The organism is Halomonas sp. ND22Bw (assembly GCF_003011945.1).
GTDB classification, from domain to species: domain Bacteria; phylum Pseudomonadota; class Gammaproteobacteria; order Pseudomonadales; family Halomonadaceae; genus Halomonas; species Halomonas halophila.
On sequence record NZ_PXWD01000003.1, the window covers coordinates 26,820 to 47,185 of the forward strand.

Here is a 20,366-nt window from a genome sequence, read left to right on the forward strand (position 1 = left end):
CGCTCCCTTAGCGTTGGTGTAAGCCGACTTTAAGCCAACGCCGTTACGGTGGTGGGCTGGATCGCCCAACGACAACCGGAAAGGAGACATCGACATGCACGCCATGCCCCCGACCTCTCTCGACGCCGCCCTGCGCCGCCCCCTGTGGCTGGCCCTGGGCGGCGTGCTGCTGCTCGTCGTCGAATGGCTGATCAGCCCCTGGGGCGTGGGCAGCCTGCCACTGGCGCTGGTCGCCCTGGCCGCCGGCGCCGCCTTGCTGCTTCGCCCCCTGAACGCGGCGCTGCGCCTCGAACCCGAGGAGGAAGGCAACGGCATGACCGCCGATCTCCAGACCGTCTCCCAGGCCAGCCTGCTGACCCTGGCCGTGCTCCAGCTGGCCGCCTGAGGCGACGCCCGCCGGCTTTACATGCTCCGGGCGAAGAGGGATAGTGAGGCCCGACGACAGGGGCGCCGGGGCGATGATCCGCCGCGGCTGAGAGGCACCCTCACCACCTGACCCGGATAATGCCGGCGGAGGGAGTCGTGCCGGCTCCCTGCGCGGCCGCGCCTCCCGTCGCCAGGAGGCCCGATGCATTCCCTCGATCCCGCGCCGCATCTGGCGCGCGTGCGCCGCACCACCCCGCTGGTTCACAACATCACCAACCACGTGGCGATGAACTTCATGGCCAACGCGCTGCTGGCGCTGGGCGCCTCGCCCGCCATGGTCCACGCCCGCGAGGAAGCCGCCGAGTTCGCCGGCCTGGCCACCGCCCTGACGCTGAACATCGGCACCCTCTCGCCCCACTGGCTCGACGCCATGGACGCCGCCGCCCGCGCCGCCAATGACGCCGGCACGCCCTGGGTGCTCGACCCGGTGGCGGTGGGCGCCACCCGCTTTCGTCGCCAGGCCGGCGCCCGGCTGCTGGCGCTGGGGCCGACCGCGATCCGCGGCAACGCCTCGGAGATCTTGGCGCTGGCCCGACAGGGCGGCGGCGGGCGCGGCGTGGACAGCACCGACAGCGCCGACAGCGCCGAGCGCGCCGCCGTGGCGCTGGCCCGCGAGCATGCCACCGTGGTGGCGGTCACCGGCGAGGTCGACCTGGTCACCGACGGCCGACGCCTGGCGCGGGTCTCCGGCGGCCATGCGCTGATGCCTCGCGTCACCACCATGGGCTGCGCCCTGACCGGCGTGGTCGGCGCCTTCCTGGCCGGCGCCGAGGACCCGTTCGCGGCCACCGTGGCGGCGCTGACCGCCTACGCCGCGGCCGGGGAGCTCGCCGCCGAGACCGCCGCCGGCCCCGGCAGCTTCGCCGTGGCCTTCCTCGACGCCCTCTACGGCCTCGCCCCCGACACCCTCGCCACGCCGCTGGCCGACCGTATCCACCTGGAGCTCACCGATGCGCCTTGATCTGTCCCTCTACCTGGTCACCGACCCCGAGCTGTGCGCCGACCACGGCGTGGAGCAGACCGTGCGGGACGCGGTACGCGGCGGCGTCAGCCTCGTCCAGCTGCGCGACAAGCACGCCGCCGACGCCGAGCTGATCCCGCTGGCCCGGCGCCTGAAGGCCGCCCTGGCCGGCAGCGGCGTGCCGTTGATCATCAACGACCGCCTCGAGGTCGCGCTGGCCAGTCGGGCCGACGGCCTGCACATCGGCCAGGACGACGGCGAGGTCGCCGATGCCCGTGCCGCGCTGGGCCCGGACGCCATCCTCGGCCTCTCGGTGCAGACCCACGAACAGCTGGCACGGCTGGACGCCGGGCGCCTCGACTACCTGGGCCTCGGCCCGGTGTTCGCCACGGCCACCAAGCAGGACCATGCCGCGCCGCTGGGCTTCGGAGGCCTCGCCGCGCTGGCCGCCGCCAGCCCGCTGCCCACGGTGGCGATCGGCGGGCTCAAGGTCGAGCACGTCGAGGCGGTACGCCATGCCGGCGCCGATGGCCTGGCGGTGGTCTCGGCGATCTGTGGCACCCCGGACCCGGAGGCCGCCGCCCGCGCCTTCCCGCCCTTCCACCGCTGACGCCTGGACGGCCATCCCCGAACGCAGGCGGCCCCGCGCGAAAGAGCGCGGGGCCGCCGGGTCGCCGATGCGACCTGCGTCACAGGGAAGGCCGCCGGTTCAGCGCGACGCGCCGCTCCTGATAGGCGATGGCCAGGCCGCTGGCGATGATCAGGCTGCCGCCGGCGAACACCCAGGGATCCGGCATCTCGCCCCAGAAGCCCCAGCCCAGCAGGGTCGCCCACAGCAGCGCCGTGTAGTCGAAGGGCGCGGCGATGGCCGCCGGGGCGTAGCGAAAGGCCTGGGTGATCCCCACCATGGCGCCGACGCCGAGCACCCCGGCGGCCAGGAAGCCCAGCCAGTGCAGCGGCGCCGGCGTCTGCCACACCCAGGGCAGGGTCAGGGAGGCCGCCAGGCAGGGCACCAGGGTGGTATAGAAGACCATGGCCCACAGCTGCTCGCCCTCGCCGTAGCGGCGCGCCGTGATCATGGTCAGGGCATAGAACAGCGCCGCGGCGACCACCACCAGCATGGCGGGCTGGAAACCGGCCGCCCCGGGCCGCACCACCACCAGCACCCCGACGAAGCCGAGCAGCGTGGCCAGCCAGGTCGGACGGTCGACCCGCTCGCCGAGCAAGGGCACCGACAGCAGCGTCACGAACAGCGGCGCGGCGAAGGCGATCGCCGTGGCGGTGGCCAGCGGCAGCAGCACCAGCCCCCACATGAAGGTGATCATGGTGGCGGTGAAGATCAGGCCGCGCAGCAGGTGCACGCCCGGACGCCGCGTGCCGAGGGTGCGCAGGCCGCCGCTGAAGCGCGCGATCAGCACGATCAGCGGCAGCGACACCAGGGTGCGGAAGAAGATGATCTGCAGCGGCGAATGCACCGCGCCCAGCCACTTGGTGAGGGCATCGCCCAGGGCCAGGCACAGCACGCCGCCGCACATGAACAGGATGCCTTTCAGAGAGGGAGCCATGCAGCGCCTCCGTGCGCGCGTCGAGGGAGGGGAAACGACACCGCCCCGACGGCCTGACCGTCGGGGCGGTGAGAGGGGCCGGAACCGAGGGTCAGAGCGAGGCCTGGACCACCATGCAGTCCATGCCCTGGGACTGGAGACGCTGGCAGGCGCTGCGGGCCTGGCGCTCGCCCAGATCGACCAGCCGCGCCCGGTAGACGCCGGCTTGCGCCACCCAGGGCACGTCGACCCGGGCGTCATCCAGCTCCGCGGCCAGGCGGGCCGCGGCGCGGTCGGCCAGGCGACGAGCGTGATCGGCGTCGCTGAAGGCGCCGACCTGCACGCCCCAGCCGCCGGTCCGCTCGTCGCGGTCGATCAGCGCGGTCAGCGGATCCGCCTCCGCCGCACCGCCGACGGCCGCGTCGGCGCTCGGCGCCGAGGCCACGATCGCCTCGTCCGGCGAGGGGGCGGCGACCTCCTGCACCACCGGCCCCGGCGCGGCGGCGCGGCTCGGCTCGCTGGCCGCCGGCGTCGAGGCCGGCTCGGGCGCCCGGGCGGATACCGTCGCGGCCGGTGCCGGCGCCGCGCTGTCGAGGCTCGCCAGCATCTGTCCGGCCGGCGGCAGCGTGCGGCCCGGCAGCGGCATCAGCCGCTCGTCGGCGATCTCGGTGCGGGCCAGCCAGCCGTGACCGTCGGCCAGGGCGGCACGGGCGAAGCCGCGATTCAGCAGGTCGGCCATGTGTTCGTCGCGGGAGGCGGCGGTGAAACCGCCCATCACCACCGAGAGCATGCGCCGGCCGTCGTGTACCGCCGAGGTGGCGACGTTGAAGCCGGAGGCGCGGATGAAGCCGGTCTTGAGGCCGTCGGCGCCCGGGTAGTTGGCCAGCAGGCGATTGTGGCCGCGGTAGGTGTTGCCGCGCCAGGTGAAGTCCTGCAGCGAGAAGTAGTGGTAGTACTGGGGGAAATCGAGCATCAGCCGACGGGCCAGCACCGCCATGTCGCGGGCGGTGGTGACCTGGGCATCGTCCGGCAGGCCGGAGGCGTTGCGGAAGGTGGTGTGGCGCATGCCGAGCTCGCGGGCGCGCTCGGTCATCATCCGCGCGAAGTGGCGCTCGCTGCCGCCCAGCGCCTCGGCGACGACCACCGCCACGTCGTTGGCCGAGCGCACCACCAGCGACTCGATGGCGGTCTCCACCGGGATGCTGTCGCCCGGCTTGAGGTATAGCTTGGTGGCCGGCATGGCCGCCGCCGCCCGCGACACCGGCAGCGGCTGCCCCAGGCTCATGCTGCGCCCCTCGATGGCCTCGAACAGCATGTAGAGGGTCATCATCTTGGTCAACGAGGCCGGATAGCGCGGCGCATCGGCGTTCTCGGCGTAGAGGATCTCGTGGGAGTCGGCGTCGATGACGATGCCCGCATAGCGGGGATTCTCGGCCTGGGCGAGCGGTGCCAGCAGCACGCTGGCCATGACGAGGGCGGCGAGCAGACTCACTCGCCAGCCGGAAATCGGAGTCGGCAGCATCGGTGTTCCCCTGAAGAATGACGCGCTTTATGAGTGCATTATGACCCAGGGGCCTGCCCTGTACAGGGCGAAACGCGGCCCGAGGCGCCATTTCCACTTTTCATTGTCGGACATCCAGCCTCGTTCTTGAGCGCGTCGATGTCCACCTCGTCGATCTGCGCCGGCGCCAGGAAGCGCTCGGCGTAGTCGCGCCACACCCCGCTGTCGAGCAGCAGGGCGAAGACGTCGGGATCCAGGTGGCCGTCGCGGGCCATGGCGGCCAGGATCGACAGCGAGCGCGACAGCGTCAGACCCGGCTTGTAGGGCCGGTCGGCGGCGGTCAGCGCCTCGAACACGTCGGCCACCGCCATGATGCGCTCCTCGAGGCTGGCCTCGGCCAGCACCAGCCGACGCGGATAGCCTCGACCGTCCATGCGTTCGTGGTGGTTGCCGGCGATGGTCGGCACCCGCCGCAGATGGGCCGGCCAGGGCAGCGACTCGAGCATCATGATGGTCTGGACGATGTGCTCCTGGATGCGGAAACGCTCGACGTCGTTGAGCGTGCCGCGGGCCACCCGCAGGTTGTAGAGCTCGCCCTGGTCGCCGGCCACCTCGGGCGGCTGCATGGCGAAGCCCCAGCGGTTGCGCGGATCGTCCTCGGCCACCGGCGGCGGCGCAACGACCCAGTCGAGGCGGTCCCGGGGGCGATCGGCCAGCAGCCGCTCCTCCGCGGGGGGCGGGGCTTCGGGCTCGCGCGCCAGTCGTGCGGCCTCCTCCTCGGACACGCCGAGCCGGTCGTCGAAATGGCGCCACCAGCGCCAGTCGGCGATCGCCTCGAGCCGCGCCAGGCGAGTCTCGTCGAGCGCCTCGCCGCCGCGGTTGAGCTCGGCCACCAGCCGGAAGGCCTCCTGCAGCTCGGCCTGCCGGCGGCGGCGCGCCTCGGCCAGCGCGGGTTCGTCGCCGCCCTCGGCGAGCCCGCGCCAGTAGGCGACGTCGGCGTCGCGCCACAGCACCTCGAAGCGGGTGCGGATCTCGTGGATGCGGTTGTAGCGGGCCTCCAGCTTGGTGGCCTTCTCCATGACCTCGTCGGGGGTGGTCAGCTTGCCGCAGTCGTGCAGCCAGGCCGCCAGGTGAAAGGCGGTGCGACGGTCGTCATCCAGCGTCTCGTCGGCGAAGGGGCCGCTGTTCGAGCGGTGGGCGCCCTCCAGCAGCATCTCGGCCAGCTGCGGCACCCTCGAACAGTGGCCGCCGGTATGCGCCGACTTGGCGTCGGTGGCCCCGGCGATCAGCTCGACGATGGCGTCCAGCAGGCGCTTCTCGCCCTCCAGCAGGCGGCGGGTCTCGATGGCCACCGCCGCCGCCCCGGAGAGCTCCTCGACGAAGCGCCGCCAGGAACGATCGCCGCCCGATCCCGACGCGCGCAGCGCCAGTATCAGCAGCCCCATGCGATGGCCACTGCGATTGCACAGCGGCTGCACCAGATAGCCGCTGGCCGCGGCCCGGCGCTCCAGCGCCGCCATGCCGCTCTCGTCGGGGGCCTTCAGGGTCAGGCACGCCGGCAGCGGATCGTCGGGATCGCCCTGGCCCTGCTCGGCCTCGCAGGCGAAGCGGGTGGGATCGCTCTCGTCCTCGAGGTAGATGGCGCCGTGGCGGCTGTCGGTGATGTTCAGCAGGTCCTCGAGGACGGTGGCGAGCAGCGTGTCCAGCCGCGGCTCGCGGCTCAGCGTCCGCGTCATGCGCTGGAAGCCCGCGATGCCCTCGGCCATGCCCGTCAGGGCGCCGCTCAGCTGCTGCACCTCGCGCACCGGCGAGCGCACCCCGCGGCAGGCGGAGAAGTCGAAATCGCCCAGCGCCCGGACCTGCTCGGCCAGGGCATTCAGCGGGCGGCTGAGCCGATGGCCGACCCACACGCCCAGCGGCAGCAGCGCCAGGGCCAGCAGCACGGCCACCAGCGAGCGCTGCCACAGCAGCTCACGGGTGCCGGCGAGCAGCTCGCGCTCCGGCACCACCATCAGCAGCGTGGCCGGCTCCACGCCGGGAATACGGAACGGCAGCCGCATGCCGAACCAGTCCTCGCCGTCGACCCGGAAGCGGGCCGAGGCGCCGGACGAGGCGTCGTCGGAGGCCGCCTCGCCCGGGGCCGCGGCGCCCAGCGAGGCGCCCTCGTCCCGGGTCAGGCGGCCGAGCCGCCGCAGCACCGGGTCGTCCAGTTCATCCAGCGTCGCCAGCCGCGGCGAGCCGCCATGCTCGGCGAGCAGCGCCTCCACGTCGGGATGCGCCAGCAGCCGGCCGTCGCGGGACACCACCGCCAGCCGGGTGCCGGGCGTGATGCCCAGCGCGTCCATCTCGCTGCCGAGATCGGCCAGCGAGGCGTCCAGCCCCACCACCGCCCGCCCGTGGCGGCTGCGCCGGGCCAGGGTGATGCCGATCTCGCGGGTGGTGAAGAAGACATAGGGCTCGGTGAGCCAGGCGCCGCTGGCCGCCATCGCCCGCCGATACCAGGGCCGCTCCCGGGGATCGAAGGCGTCGCCCGGCTGAAGCCGCCGGCCCAGCAGGTTCAGGTCGCGGTCGTAGAGCCGCCACTCGGCCTGGGCGTTGCCGCTGGCATCGCGGTCGACCGCCTGCACCAGATAGGCCGCCTCGTCGGCGTCAGGCACCTCGGGCAGCCGCTCTTGCGGCACCCGCCCGGCCGGACGCAGCAGCAGGAAGTCGCCATCCTCGTAGCCCACGTAGACGGCGCTGGCCGCCGAGTGCGCCTCCAGCGAGGCGGCCAGCAGCGGCAGGTGCCGCAGGCGATCGACGAGCCGCTGGCGCGACGCCAGGTCGTCCTGGGCCAGCAGCGTCACCACCACCCGGGCCGGATCGATCAGCCGCCGCGCCCGCTCCTCGGTGGTCACGGCCAGCTGGCGGCCGGTGTCTTCCACGGCGCGGACCATCATATTGTCGGCACCGCGGACGCCATGCCACAGCAGCACCCCGGCCACGATCAGCATCAGGCCGACGATGGACACGGCGGTCAGCGCGCGAAGGGAGAGGGAACGGCGCATGGGTGGCCTCGGCAGCGACGAGTCGGGCCGACGATGTGCCGGCGATGTCTTTCAAGATACGCCAAGTCCGCCGAGGATGACGGCGCCTTGCGGGAACGCCTTTCAACGTGCGGCTCGAACGCGCCGCTCAGCCACCCCAGAGACGCGAGGCGCCGAGCCAGGCCAGGCGCAGCGAGAGCAGCGTCAGCACCAGCCGGAACAGGTCGTCGAAGCGGCGATCGGAGAGCCGCTTCAGCAGGTTCAGGCCCAGCCAGGTGCCCAGGAAACCCGCCGCGACCATGGCCAGGATCAGTCCCAGCCAGTCATGGAACACGAAGCCGGCGGCGCCGAACACGAAGGCCTTGGTGAGATGCTGGGCCACCATGCAGGCGGAGAAGGTCGCCACCTTGGCCAGGCGGCCTTCCTGGCGCTGCTTGATGAAGGCCGCCACCACCGGGCCGCTGGCCCCCACCAGGCTCGAGAGCAGGGTGGTGGCCGCGCCGACGATCAGGGTGCCGAGCCGGCCCAGGGCGCGCCCGGGCAGCCCCGGGCCCCACAGGGTGAAGAGCACGAAGGCGGCGATGCACAGCTCCAGCACCCCGGCGGGCAGGCGGATCAGCAGCCAGGCGGCCGCCAGGGCACCGAGCGCCACCCCGGGCAGGAAGGCCAGCAGGGTGGCGCGGTCGAGGTGGCGCCAGGTCATGCCCACGCGGCCGACGTTGGACCCCAGCTGCACCATGCCGTGCACCGGAATCAGCGCGGCCGCCGGCATCACCTGGGCCAGCGCCATGATCATCAGCACCCCACCGCCGGCACCGAAGGCCGCGGTGAAGGCCGAGGTCAGCACCGACAGAGCGATCAGCGTGAGGTCGAGGGCGCCGGACAGCGGCGACAGCGCATCGAGGAGAGACAGGAGCGGCATGCGGGGTCCCGGTCCATGGGCGGAACCCCATCATAGCCGAGCGACGCCCCCGCGGGGCAAGGCGGCGCCCGAGCCGGTCGCGTCGGGCCAGCCGGCCTAGCCGGCCTAGCCGGCCAGTGCCTCGCGCACCGCGGCCAGCGAGGCGCGCTCCCGCTCGGCGTAGAGAGCGAGCTCGTCGGTCACCGTGGCGCCCAGGGCGGCCTCGAAGGCCGCGCGGTTGGCGTGGCCGGCGTAGGCCTCGCCGCCGCCGTCGCCCAGGTTCGACTGGAAGATGCCCGCCGCGCTGACCGGCAGGAAGTCCTCGTAGGTGATCGGCCGGGCGACCACCAGGCCGCGAGCGATCAGTGCCTCGGGATCCGAGGCGTCGACCGGGCCGGAGGCGCGCCCGGCGTCGGTGAGCCGATATTCGAAGAACGCCAGGCCGCGGCGGCGCAGCTCGACCTCGTCGTCCGGGAAGTCGGCGAAGGCCTCGGCCAGGGCTTGCTGGTGCGCCTCGTGGGCGAGCCCGGCGGTGCCTTCCTTGGAGGCGGCGAGCAGGCGGTCGTAGAGCGCCCGGCCCTCGGCGGTCAGCGCCACGCCGCGCTGTTCGATCTCGCCGAAGCGCGCGGTGTGGGTGCCCTGGCGATCGCCGGCGAAGCGGATCGGCTCCTCCAGCGCCTTGAAGCTGGTCTGGCGCAGCAGGATCGGGCAGTCGCGGCGCGGCGGGCCCTCGATCACCGCCTTGGGATTCATGCCGGCCGCCGGCATGCGCCGCTGGACCTCGTCGATGTCCAGGGTGCGCGGCGTCAGGTGGTTGATGTGCGGTCCGCGGAAGCAGACCACGTCGGCGATCAGCCGATGCTCGGCGTGCAGCGCCTCGTAGGTGGCCAGATCCACGGTGGCGTCGCGGTGCCAGCGGAAGGTCTCCAGCGCCGCGGTGACGAAGCGATCGGCCTGCTCGTCGGTGAGCCCGCCCTGACGCTCGGCCAGCGCGATCAGCTCCCGGGCCTCGGGGGTGAAGATGTCGCGCTCGGCCAGGATCGCCGCGGCGCGCTCGCGCAGTTCGGCACTCTCGATCAGCTCCAGGCGCAGCAGCGAGGTGAAGAGGCGGAAGGGGTTGCGCGCCAGTGCCGCGTCGTCGACCGGGCGGAAGGCGGTGGAATGCACCGGCACCCCGGCCTCGGCGAGGTCGTAGTAGCCCACCGGATGCATGCCCATCACCGCGAACAGCCGGCGCAGCATGGCCAGCTCCTCGGCGCTGCCGACGCGGATGGCGCCGTGGCGCTCCACGCCGAGGCGGCCCAGCTCATCGAAGGCCTCGAGGCGCTCGGCCAGGGCCGGATCACCCGCCAGGGTCTCGCGGTTCACCTCGTCGACCAGCGCGAGCAGGGTCTCGTACTGCGGCACCTCGGCCTGGTACATGGCCGACATGGCCCGGGAGAAGCGGTCGCGGATCTCGTCGGCGGAGACGACGTCCGTGGCGGTGGCGGTCATGAGGCATCCTCGGGTGGTGAAAGGGTCGCCTTCCATCTAAGCAGAGCCGGGCGTTTCGCCCTACCGGAATGGCGACGTCCTCTTTCATCTCTTCACTGACACCGACGGCCGCCATCGGCCTGGACATCACTGCATCAGGCTGCCCGCGGCATCGTCGTCCAGCGCGATCCCCTCCACGCCGACCTCTGCCTCCAGCGCCAGCAGGTAGTGGCGCAAGGCGCGGCGGGTGGCCTGTTCACGCAGGCTGTGCCGGACCCGCTCGGCGACCGCGTCGTAGGGCAGCGCCCGGCCCTCCTCGCGGGCGTCGATACTCACCAGGTGCCAGCCGTAGCGGGAGGCCAGCGGCCGTGCGTGGAGCCCGGTCGCCAGGTGCTGGAGGGCACGATCCAGTTCCGGCACCGTCTGGCCGGGGGCCAACCACCCCAGCTCGCCGCCCTGGTCCTTCGAGGGACAATCCGAATGCCGCTGGGCCAGCTCGGTGAAGCGCTGCGGCGCCTCTCGTAGCTGCTCGAGGAGCGCCTGTCCGCGTCGATAGCCGGCGTCCCGGGCCTCGGCATCGTCCGGCGCCGCCGCCAGCAGCACGTGCCGCACCCGCCGTCGGGTCGGCTCGCTGAAGTGCTCGGGGTGGGCGGCGTAAAAGCGCCGGCAGTCCGCCTCGTCGGGCTCGGGGACCTCCAGGTCGCGCTCCAGCAGCGAGGCGATGGCACTCTCGATGTCGGCCTCGCCCTCCCCCGCCAGCCCCAGCTGCACGGCGCGCTGGCGCAGCAGCTCGCGCACCACCAGGGCGCGCGCCGCCTTGAGCCGGGCACCGCCGGCACTGTCGGCCGGGTGGTACTGCATTTCCCGGGCGATCTCGGCGTGCTCGATCGCCGCCTCGCCGACCCGGATGGTGGGCGGCGTCGCGCCGCCCGGTACCGTTTCGATATCGATCTTCTGCATGGTGTTCTCTCCCGATGACTCCCTCAGGCCCGTCGACGGACGATCTGGTAGCGCCGCATCAGGTAGCCCAGCGGCGCACTCCAGACGTGCACCAGGCGGGTGAACGGGAAGACCAGCACGATGGTCAGCCCCACCAGGATATGCAGCTGGTAGATCCAGCCGACGCCGACGAGATGGTCGGCGGCGCCGCCCTGGAAGAAGACGATGGCCTGGGCCCAGTGGGCGAGCGCGAGCATCACGCCGCCGTCCAGGTGGCCCAGGGCGGGGATGATGGTCGCGAGCCCCAGCGTCACCTGCAGCACCAGCAGCAGGATGATGACGGTGTCCATCGGCCCCGACGAGGCCCGGACCCGGGCGTTGGTCAGTCGCCGCCAGGCCAGCATGGCGCCGCCTACCAGGCACATCACGCCGGCGATGCCGCCCACCACGATCGCCACCAGCTGCTTGGTGCCGGCGCTCATGAAGGGAGCATAGACCCAGTGCGGCGTCAGCAGGCCCACCAGATGGCCGAAGAAGATCACCAGGATGCCGACGTGGAAGAGGTTGCTGGCCAGGCGCATGTGCCTGGCGCTGAGCATCTGGCTGGAGCCGGTCTTCCAGGTGTACTGGGCGTGATCGAAGCGCAGCAGGCTGCCGACCAGAAAGACACTGCCGGCCAGATAGGGATAGAGCCCGAACAGCAGGGTGTGCATGTAGCTCATGACGGTTCTCCTTGTTGCCACGGGTGGCCCGGGTCGAGGATCCGGACCGCCTCGTCTTGCGTCGCCTTCTTGCGTTCGACCAGGCGCCGGCCTTCCGCCGACTGCAGGGCGCAGTCCTGATCCGAGGCGGCCGAGAAGCGCACCGCCTCCTCTTCCCAGACGGCGTCCAGGGCCTCGGGCGTATCGTCCCGGGCCTCCTGACTCACCGGCTCGCGATGCGCGTTCACGTCGTCCTCGGCGCCGATCAGTCCCAGCAGCGCCAGTATCGCCAGGGCGTGATCGGCCTCACGCTCCTCGAGGCGGGCGGTGAGCCTGGCCAGGATGTGGCGGATCTCACCCAGCCAGCGGCCGATCTCCGCCTCAGGCCGGGTGGAGAGATATTCCAGGAACAACGGCAGGTGGTCGGGCAGCTCCCGGGCGTCGAGCTCGAAGCCGGCGGCGCGATACTCGGCCAGCAGGTCGACCATGGCCTGGCCACGGTCCCGGGACTCGCCGTGGACGTGCTCGAAGAGCAGCAGCGAGGTGGCCCGGCCACGGTCGAACAGCGCCACGTATTCGGCCTGCAGGTCCAGCAGATCGGCCGCGGCCAGGCGTCGGCACCAGTCCATCAGGGCGGTGCGCAGATTGCCCGGCAGCCGCCGCTCGGCGTCGAGGATCGCGTTCATCTCGCCGACGGCGGCCTGGAGCTCACGGTCGGGATAATCCAGCAGCCGGGCCAGCACCCGCAGGCTCAGCATGTCGTCCGCCGGTTCGGGCTGGACACGGGCGGCATCAGTCATGACGGGCCTCCTCGCTCTTCTCTTCGTGCCGGTCCTCGCTCCGGGCATGAGGATCGAAGACCGCCACCGGCTGCACCAGAGTGGTGGTCTGCTTGCGACCGCCGAACAGGCTGGCCTCGCTGTCGCCGCCGTGGCAGCCGTCACCGAAGCTGAAGCCGCATCCGCCGCGCTCGGGGAAGGCGTCGACGGCCATTTCCCGATGGGCGGTGGGGATGACGAAACGATCCTCGTAGTTGGCGATGGCGAGGTAGCGATACATCTCCTCGACCTGGGCCTCGCTGAGTTCGACCTCGTCGAGCACCGCGGCGTCGGCCGCACCCTCCACGTGCTTGCCGCGCATGTAGAGGCGCATCGCCATCAGCCGCTTGAGGGCCAGCACCACGGGCGCCTCCTCGCCGGCGGTGAGCAGATTGGCCAGGTACTTCACCGGGATGCGCAGCGACTCGATCTTCGGCAGCACGCCGTCGTATTCCACCTGACCCGCCTCGGCGGCGGACTGGATCGGCGACAGCGGCGGCACGTACCAGACCATGGGCAGGGTGCGATACTCCGGGTGCAGCGGCAGCGCCAGGCCCCATTCCATGGCCAGCTTGTAGACCGGGCTCTGCTGGGCCGCGGTGATCACGCTGTCGGCGACGCCGTCGCGGCGGGCCTGGGCGATCACCTCGGGGTCATTCGGGTCGAGGAAGATCTCGCGCTGGCGGTGGTAGAGGTCGCGCTCATCCGCGGCGCCGGCCACCTCCTCGATGCGGTCGGCGTCGTAGAGCAGCACGCCCAGGTAGCGGATGCGTCCCACGCAGGTTTCGGAGCAGATCGTCGGCTGGCCGGCCTCGATGCGCGGGTAGCAGAAGATGCACTTCTCGGACTTTCCACTCTTCCAGTTGTAGTAGATCTTCTTGTAGGGGCAGCCGGAGATGCACATCCGCCAGCCGCGGCACTTGTCCTGGTCGATCAGCACGATGCCGTCTTCCTCGCGCTTGTAGATCGCCCCGCTGGGGCAGGACGCCACGCAGGTGGGGTTCAGGCAGTGCTCGCACAGCCGCGGCAGGTACATCATGAAGGTGTTCTCGAACTGGCCGTAGATGTCGGCCTGCACCTGCTCGAAGTTGGCGTCGCGGCGTCGCTTAGCGAACTCGGTGCCGAGCAGTTCCTCCCAGTTCGGCCCCCACTCGACCTTGTTCATGCGCTGCCCGGAGATCAGCGAACGCGGCCGGGCCGTGGGCTGGTGCTCGCCCGGCCTGGCGGTATGCAGGTGCTGATAGTCGAAGGTGAACGGCTCGTAGTAGTCGTCGATCTCCGGCAGGTCGGGATTGGCGAAGATGTTTGCCAGCACCCGCCACTTGCCGCCGATGCGCGGCTCGATGCGGCCGTCCTTGCGGCGCAGCCAGCCGCCGTGCCACTTCTGCTGGTTCTCCCACTCCTTGGGATAGCCGATGCCCGGCTTGGTCTCGACGTTGTTGAACCAGGCGTACTCGACGCCCTCGCGGCTGGTCCACACGTTCTTGCAGGTCACCGAGCAGGTGTGGCAGCCGATGCACTTGTCGAGGTTCAGGACCATGCCTACCTGGGAGCGAATCTTCATTTCACGGCCTCCTGCGCGTAGTCGTTGCCTTCCCCGTCCAGCCAGTCGATGCGCTTCATCTTGCGCACGATGACGAATTCGTCGCGGTTGGAGCCGACGGTGCCGTAGTAGTTGAAGCCGTAGGAGAGCTGGGCGTAGCCGCCGATCATGTGGGTCGGCTTGGGGCACACGCGGGTGACCGAGTTGTGGATGCCGCCGCGGGTGCCGGTGACCTCGGAGCCCGGCATGTTCAGGATGCGCTCCTGGGCGTGGTACATCATCGCCATGCCGTTCTTGACCCGCTGGCTGACCACCGCCCGGGCGGCGATGGCGCCGTTGGCGTTGTAGAGCTCGATCCAGTCGTTGTCCTCGACGCCGATGGACGCCGCGTCGTCCTCGGACAGCCAGACGATGGGCCCGCCCCGGGACAGGGTCTGCATCAGCAGGTTGTCGGAGTAGGTGGAGTGGATGCCCCACTTCTGGTGCGGCGTGATCCAGTTGAGCGCGATCTCCGGGTTGCCGTTGCCCTTGTCATCGGCCAGGCCGACCGCGGCCTTGGTGTCGATGGGCGGCCGATAGACCAGCAGGCTCTCGCCGAAGGCGCGCATCCAGGCATGATCCTGGTAGAACTGCTGGCGGCCGCTGACGGTGCGCCAGGGAATCAGCTCGTGGACGTTGGTGTAGCCGGCGTTGTAGGAGACGTGTTCGTCCTCGAGGCCCGACCAGGTGGGACTGGAGATGATCTTGCGCGGCTGGGCCACTACGTCACGGAAGCGGATCTTCTCCTCTTCCTTGGGCACGGCCAGATGCTTGTGGTCGCGGCCGGTGATCGCCGACAGCGCGTCCCAGGCCTTGACCGCCACCTGGCCGTTGGTCTCGGGCGCCAGGGTGAGGATCACCTCGGCGGCGTCGATGGCCGACTCGATGCGCGGTCGCCCCTTGGCCGGCCCTTCGGACTTCACCTGATTGAGCCTGCCGAGCAGCTCCACCTCCTTCTCGGTCTTCCAGCCGATGCCCTTGCCGCCGTTGCCCAGGCGGTCGAGCAGCGGCCCCACCGAGGTGAAGCGCTCGTAGGTGGCCGGATAGTCACGCTTGACCTCGACCAGCGCCGGCAGGGTCTTGCCGGGGACCGGCTCGCACTCGCCCTTCTTCCAGTCGCGGACCTCGGGCTGGGCCAGCTCGGCGGGGGAGTCATGCTGCAGCGGCAGGGTGACCAGGTCGGTCTCCTCGCCCAGGTGGCCCACGCAGACCTTGGAGAACGCCTTGGCGATGCCCTTGTAGATCTCCCAGTCGCTGCGCGACTCCCAGGCCGGGTCGGTGGCCGCGGTCAGCGGGTGGATGAAGGGGTGCATGTCGGAGGTGTTGAGGTCGTCCTTCTCGTACCAGGTCGCCGTGGGCAGCACGATGTCCGAGTACAGGCAGGTGGTGGACATGCGGAAGTCCAGCGTCACCAGCAGGTCGAGCTTGCCCTCAGGCGCCTGCTCGCGCCACACGACCTCCTCGGGCGTCTGGCCGCCGGCCTCGCCCAGGTCCTTGCCCTGGATGCCGTGGCGGGTGCCCAGCAGGTACTTGAGCATGTACTCGTGGCCCTTGCCCGAGCTGCCGAGCAGGTTGGAGCGCCAGATGAACAGGTTGCGCGGGAAGTTCTGCGGGTCGTCGGGATCCTCGGCGGCGAAGCGCAGCTCGCCGGCCTTGAGCCGGTCGACCACGTAGTCCGCGGTGGCCTGGCCCGCCTCGGCGGCCTGGCCGGCCAGCGACAGGGGGTTGGTGGCCAGCTGCGGCGCGGAGGGCAGCCAGCCCATGCGCTCGGCGCGCACGTTGAAGTCGACCAGGCTGCCGGAGTAGTCCTCGGCCTTGGCCAGCGGCGAGAGGATCTCCTTGACCTCGAGCTTCTCGTAGCGCCACTGGCTGGAGTGGTTGTAGAAGAAGGAGGTGGAATTCATCTGCCGCGGCGGCCGCTGCCAGTCCAGGCCGAAGGCCAGCGGCAGCCAGCCGGTCTGCGGGCGCAGCTTCTCCTGGCCCACGTAGTGCGCCCAACCGCCGCCGCTCTGGCCGATGCAGCCGCACATGACCAGCATGTTGATCAGGCCACGGTAGTTCATGTCCATGTGGTACCAGTGGTTCATCCCGGCACCGACGATGATCATGGAACGCCCGCCGGTCTTGTCGGCGTTGTCGGCGAACTCCCGGGCGATGCGCAGGCACTGATCGGCGGACACGCCGGTGATCTTCTCCTGCCAGGCCGGGGTATAAGGCTTGACCTGGTCGAAGGCGGTGGCGCCGTCGTCCTCGCCCTCTTTGCTTCTAAACCCGCGGTCGATGCCGTAGTTGGCGCACATCAGGTCGAAGACGGTGACCGCCAGCACCTCGCGGCCGTCTGCCCGGGTCATCCGCTTGGCCGGCAGGCAGTGGAACAGCAGCTCGTCGCTGGCGCCGCCGCTCTTCACATGATCGAAGTGCTGATGCTCGATCCCGCCGAAGTAGGGAAAGGCCACCCGAGCCACCTCGTCATGGGCCTCGGCCAGGCTGAGCCTCGGCCGGATCTCGGTGCCGTCGGCGTCGAGAGACTCGAGGTTCCACTTGCCCTTGCTCTCGTCCTCGTCGTCGCCGTTCGCTTCGCCCCAGCGGAAGCCGATGGAGCCGCGCGGCACGACGAGGCGATCGCCGAGCTCGTCCCAGACCAGGGTCTTCCACTCGGGATTGTTGTCCTGACCCAGGCCGTCGGCGAAGTCGCTGGCGCGCAGCTGCCGGCCGGGCACGTGGCTGCCGTCCTCGCGAACCTCGAGCTCCACCAGGCAGGGCATGTCGGTGTAGCGGCGCACGTAGTCGGTGAAATAGGCGCTGGGGTTGTCGAGATGGAATTCCTTGAGGATGACGTGGCCCATGGCCAGGGCCAGGGCCGCGTCGGTGCCTTGCTTGGCGGACAGCCACTCGTCGGTGAGCTTGGCGACCTCGGCATAGTCCGGGGTGACCGCGACGGTCTTGGTGCCCTTGTAGCGCACCTCGGTGAAGAAGTGGGCGTCCGGGGTGCGGGTCTGGGGTACGTTGGACCCCCAGGCGATGATGTAGCCCGAGTTGTACCAGTCGGCGGACTCCGGCACGTCGGTCTGCTCGCCCCAGGTCATCGGCGAGGCCGGCGGCAGGTCGCAGTACCAGTCGTAAAAGCTCATGCACACGCCGCCGATCAGCGACAGATAGCGACTGCCGGCGGCGTAGGAGACCATCGACATGGCCGGAATCGGCGAGAAGCCGATGATGCGGTCCGGCCCGTACTGCTTGGCGGTGTAGACGTTGGAAGCGGCGATCAGGCCGTTGAGTTCGTCCCAGTCGGCGCGCACGAAGCCGCCCATGCCGCGGGCGCGCTTGTACTGCCTGGCCTTGGCCGGGTCCTCGACGATGGAGGCCCAGGCGTTCACCGGGTCACCATGCTCCGCAAGGGCCTCCCGCCACAGCGCCAGCAACGGCTTGCGGATCAGCGGATGTTTCAGGCGGTTGGCGCTGTACAGGTACCAGGAGTAGCTGGCCCCGCGCGGACAGCCGCGGGGCTCGTGGTTGGGCAGGTCCGGGCGGGTACGCGGATAGTCGGTCTGCTGGGTCTCCCAGGTGACCAGGCCGTTCTTGACGTAGATCTTCCAGCTGCACGACCCCGTGCAGTTGACCCCGTGGGTACTGCGCACCACCTTGTCGTGCTGCCAGCGCGCGCGATAGCCGTCCTCCCAGTCGCGGGTCTCGTCGCGGGTCTCGCCGTGTCCCCCGGCGAAGTCGTCGGGGCGGCGGGTCAGGTACTTCAGGCGGTCCAGAAAGTGACTCATGGATGCTCTCTCCTCAGCGGCTCGGCGAGGCGGTTGGCGTCTGCGCCGCGTGCTCGGGCGCCTGCAGGCGGATCTCGGCGTTACGGCGGGTGTAGTAGAACCAGGTCAGGGCCACGCAGATCGCGTAGAAGGCAATGAAGCCGTACAGCGCCATTTCGGCCCCCCCGGTCAGCGCGATGGAGCTGCCGAAGGTTTTGGGAATGAAGAAGGCCCCGTAGGCGGCGATCGCCGAGGTGAAGCCGATGGTCGCCGCGGCTTCCTTCTCGCTCTGCTGACGCTGAGCCGCCTCGTCGAGGGTCGGCATCAGTCGCGCCACCTCCTGGCGGAAGATCTCGGGAATCATCTGGAAGGTGCTGGCATTGCCCACGCCGGTGAAGAAGAACAGCAGCAGGAACATCGCGAAGAAGCCCCAGAACGCGCCCGGCTGGTCCTTGATCCCGAGGAAGAACAGCACCCCGGCCACGCAGGCGATCATCGCCGCGAACACCCACAGGGTGACCCTGGCCCCGCCAAAGCGGTCCGAGACCCAGCCGGTGCCGGCCCGGGACAGGGCGCCCACCAGCGGCCCCAGGAAGGCGAACTGCAGCACGTCGACCTCCGGGAACTGGTTCGACGCCAGCAGAGGGAAACCCGCGGAGTAGCCGATGAAGCTGCCGAAGGTGCCGGTGTAGAGCACACACATCAGCCAGTTGTGCTTGCGCTTGAAGATCACCGCCTGATCCTTGAAGGAGGAGCGGGCACTGGCGATGTCGTTCATGCCGAACCAGGCCGCCACGGCGCCGAGCAGGATGAACGGCACCCAGACGAAGCCGGCGTTCTGCAGCCACAGGCGCTCACCGTCGCTCAACGTCTGCGGCTCGCCGCCAAGGGCGCCGAAGACCCCGGCGGTGATCGCCAGCGGGATCAGGAACTGCATGACGCTGACGCCCAGGTTGCCCAGCCCGGCATTGAGCGCCAGGGCGTTGCCCTTCTCGCGCTTGGGATAGAAGAACGAGATGTTGGCCATGCTCGAGGCGAAGTTGCCGCCGCCGAAGCCGCACAGCAGCGCCAGGATCAGCATCACCAGATAGGGGGTGTCGGGATTCTGCACGGCGAAGCCGATCCACAGCGCCGGCAGCGCCAGCGAGGCGGTCGACAGTGCGGTAAAGCGCCGGCCGCCGACGATCGGCACCATGAAGCTGTAGAAGATGCGCAGCGTGGCGCCCGACAGCCCCGGCAGCGCGGCCAGCCAGAACAGCTGGTTGGAGGTGTAGTCGAAGCCCACCTGGGGCAGCTTGGCCACCACCACCGACCAGACCATCCACACCGAGAAGGCCAGCAGCAGATTGGGAATCGAGATCCACAGGTTGCGGGTGGCGATGCGCTTGCCCTTCTCGGCCCAGAAATCCGGATCCTCCGGGCGCCAGTCCTGCAGCACGAAACGGCTGGGCGTGGCGAGCTCCGGCAGGTCGGTGACCTCGCGGCCGGCCCGCCACTCCTGACGGCTGGCACGCAGGATGGCGTAATGCATCCACACCAGCGCCGCGGCGGACACCGCGAACAGCAGCATGAAGCAACTCTGCCAGATGCCCGCCACGTCGTTGAGCATGCCGAAGGTCAGCGGCAGGAAGAAGCCGCCGAGCCCCCCGATCATGCCCACCACCCCGCCGACCGCGCCGACGTGCTGCGGATAGTAGCTGGGGATGTGCTTGAACACCGCTGCCTTGCCCAGCGACATGAAGAAGCCCAGCACCATGATCAGCACGACGAAGCCGACCAGGTTCATGGCGAACGAGAATTCCAGGGTGCCGTTCACACCCTGCACGCTGTAGCGGGTCGGCGGATAGCTGAGCAGGAAGCTGCACGCCACCGAGGCGATCAGGGTCCAGTACATCACCCGCCGCGCGCCGTAGCGATCGGACATCCAGCCGCCAAGGACGCGGAACAGCGACGCCGGAATGGTGTACAGCGCGGCGACGATGCCGGCGGCGGTGATGCTCAGGCCGTAGACCTCGACCAGGTAGTGGGGCAGCCACAGCGCCAGGGCGACGAAGCCGCCGAACACGAAGAAGTAGTACAGCGAGAAGCGCCACACGCGCACCTCGACCAGCGGTGCCAGCTGCTGCTTGAGCGGCACGGCATCGGCGCGGCGACGCTCGCTCTGCGGATCGGTCCGTGCCAGCAGCAGGAAAGCCACGCCCATGATCGCGATCACCGTGGCATAGACCACTGCTGCCCCCTGCCAGCCCAGCGCCAGCAGCAGGAAGGGCGCGCCGAAGTTGGTCACCGCGGCGCCGACGTTGCCGGCCCCGAAGATCCCCAGGGCGGTGCCCTGGCGCTCCTGCTCGAACCAGGCCGAGGTGTAGGCCACGCCGACGATGAAGGAACCGCCGGCCAGGCCGACCCCCAGGGCGCCGAGCAGCAGCATGGGGTAGCTGGTGGCGAAGGTCAGCAGGTAGACACAGGCCGCCGTAGCCAGCATCAGCAGGCTGAACACCCAGCGCCCGCCGAAACGATCGGTGAGGATGCCCAGGAACAGGCGGCTGATCGACCCGGTAAGCACCGGGGTCGCCATCAGCAGGCCGAGCTGGGTATCCGACAGGGCGAACTCCTGCTTGATCTGCAGGCCGAGAATGGAGAACAGCGTCCACACCGCGAAGCACAGCGTGAACGCCAGCGTGGACAGGAACAGTGCGCGATTCTGGGCGCGCCTGGTCGATGGGGTGGGGTTGGCCATGATCT

The 20,366-nt window shown here is 70.4% G+C and carries 14 protein-coding genes and 1 riboswitch; of the genes, 3 read left to right on the forward strand and 11 right to left on the reverse strand.

The window, feature by feature from the left end:
- Positions 1 to 94 precede the first annotated feature (94 nt).
- The 3 genes from CVH10_RS05240 (at position 95) to thiE (ending at position 1,997) form a co-directional block, all read left to right on the forward strand.
- Positions 95 to 385, forward strand: coding sequence for a hypothetical protein (locus CVH10_RS05240; protein ID WP_035599531.1), 291 nt, complete (start codon positions 95 to 97; stop codon positions 383 to 385).
- A gap of 48 nt (positions 386 to 433) precedes the next feature.
- Positions 434 to 536, forward strand: a riboswitch (TPP riboswitch).
- A gap of 32 nt (positions 537 to 568) precedes the next feature.
- Positions 569 to 1,387, forward strand: a complete 819-nt coding sequence (thiM, locus tag CVH10_RS05245; RefSeq protein ID WP_035599524.1) for a hydroxyethylthiazole kinase — start codon at positions 569 to 571, stop codon at positions 1,385 to 1,387.
- A complete protein-coding gene (gene thiE / locus CVH10_RS05250) occupies positions 1,377 to 1,997 on the forward strand; it encodes a thiamine phosphate synthase (protein WP_035599522.1) in 621 nt (206 codons plus the stop codon). The genes thiM and thiE overlap by 11 nt, the downstream gene beginning before the upstream one ends.
- Positions 1,998 to 2,076: 79 nt before the next feature.
- On the opposite strand, the gene CVH10_RS05255 is transcribed toward thiE, so the two are convergent.
- The 11 genes from CVH10_RS05255 to CVH10_RS05305 form a co-directional block, all read right to left on the reverse strand.
- Positions 2,077 to 2,952, reverse strand: a complete 876-nt coding sequence (locus CVH10_RS05255) for a DMT family transporter (RefSeq protein ID WP_035599520.1) — start codon at positions 2,950 to 2,952, stop codon at positions 2,077 to 2,079.
- Positions 2,953 to 3,043: 91 nt separating this feature from the next.
- Positions 3,044 to 4,453 (reverse strand): serine hydrolase, encoded by a 1,410-nt coding sequence (locus CVH10_RS05260; protein WP_106488015.1) that lies wholly within the window; start codon positions 4,451 to 4,453, stop codon positions 3,044 to 3,046.
- 38 nt (positions 4,454 to 4,491) lie between these two features.
- Positions 4,492 to 7,479, reverse strand: a complete 2,988-nt coding sequence (locus CVH10_RS05265) for an HD domain-containing phosphohydrolase (RefSeq protein ID WP_106488016.1) — start codon at positions 7,477 to 7,479, stop codon at positions 4,492 to 4,494.
- 127 nt (positions 7,480 to 7,606) lie between these two features.
- Positions 7,607 to 8,380 carry a sulfite exporter TauE/SafE family protein gene (locus CVH10_RS05270; protein ID WP_106488017.1) on the reverse strand — a complete coding sequence of 258 codons (774 nt, stop codon included), beginning with the start codon at positions 8,378 to 8,380 and terminating at the stop codon, positions 7,607 to 7,609.
- A 105-nt stretch (positions 8,381 to 8,485) separates the two neighbouring features.
- The gene (locus CVH10_RS05275; RefSeq protein WP_106488018.1) at positions 8,486 to 9,853 is read right to left on the reverse strand and encodes a VOC family protein; all 1,368 of its coding nucleotides are present in this window, start codon (positions 9,851 to 9,853) and stop codon (positions 8,486 to 8,488) included.
- A 126-nt stretch (positions 9,854 to 9,979) separates the two neighbouring features.
- Positions 9,980 to 10,792, reverse strand: coding sequence for a peptidylprolyl isomerase (locus CVH10_RS05280; protein ID WP_106488019.1), 813 nt, complete (start codon positions 10,790 to 10,792; stop codon positions 9,980 to 9,982).
- Between the two features lie 23 nt (positions 10,793 to 10,815).
- Positions 10,816 to 11,493, reverse strand: coding sequence for a respiratory nitrate reductase subunit gamma (gene narI / locus CVH10_RS05285; protein WP_106488020.1), 678 nt, complete (start codon positions 11,491 to 11,493; stop codon positions 10,816 to 10,818).
- The gene (gene narJ / locus CVH10_RS05290) at positions 11,490 to 12,272 is read right to left on the reverse strand and encodes a nitrate reductase molybdenum cofactor assembly chaperone (protein ID WP_106488021.1); all 783 of its coding nucleotides are present in this window, start codon (positions 12,270 to 12,272) and stop codon (positions 11,490 to 11,492) included. Before narJ ends, narI begins: the two co-directional genes overlap by 4 nt.
- Positions 12,265 to 13,854 (reverse strand): nitrate reductase subunit beta, encoded by a 1,590-nt coding sequence (narH, locus tag CVH10_RS05295; RefSeq protein ID WP_106488022.1) that lies wholly within the window; start codon positions 13,852 to 13,854, stop codon positions 12,265 to 12,267. The genes narJ and narH overlap by 8 nt, the downstream gene beginning before the upstream one ends.
- Complete coding sequence (locus CVH10_RS05300; protein ID WP_106488023.1) at positions 13,851 to 17,645, reverse strand: nitrate reductase subunit alpha; 3,795 nt, start codon at positions 17,643 to 17,645, stop codon at positions 13,851 to 13,853. The genes narH and CVH10_RS05300 overlap by 4 nt, the downstream gene beginning before the upstream one ends.
- A 13-nt stretch (positions 17,646 to 17,658) precedes the next feature.
- Positions 17,659 to 20,361, reverse strand: coding sequence for an MFS transporter (locus CVH10_RS05305; RefSeq protein WP_106488199.1), 2,703 nt, complete (start codon positions 20,359 to 20,361; stop codon positions 17,659 to 17,661).
- Positions 20,362 to 20,366: the final 5 nt, after the last annotated feature.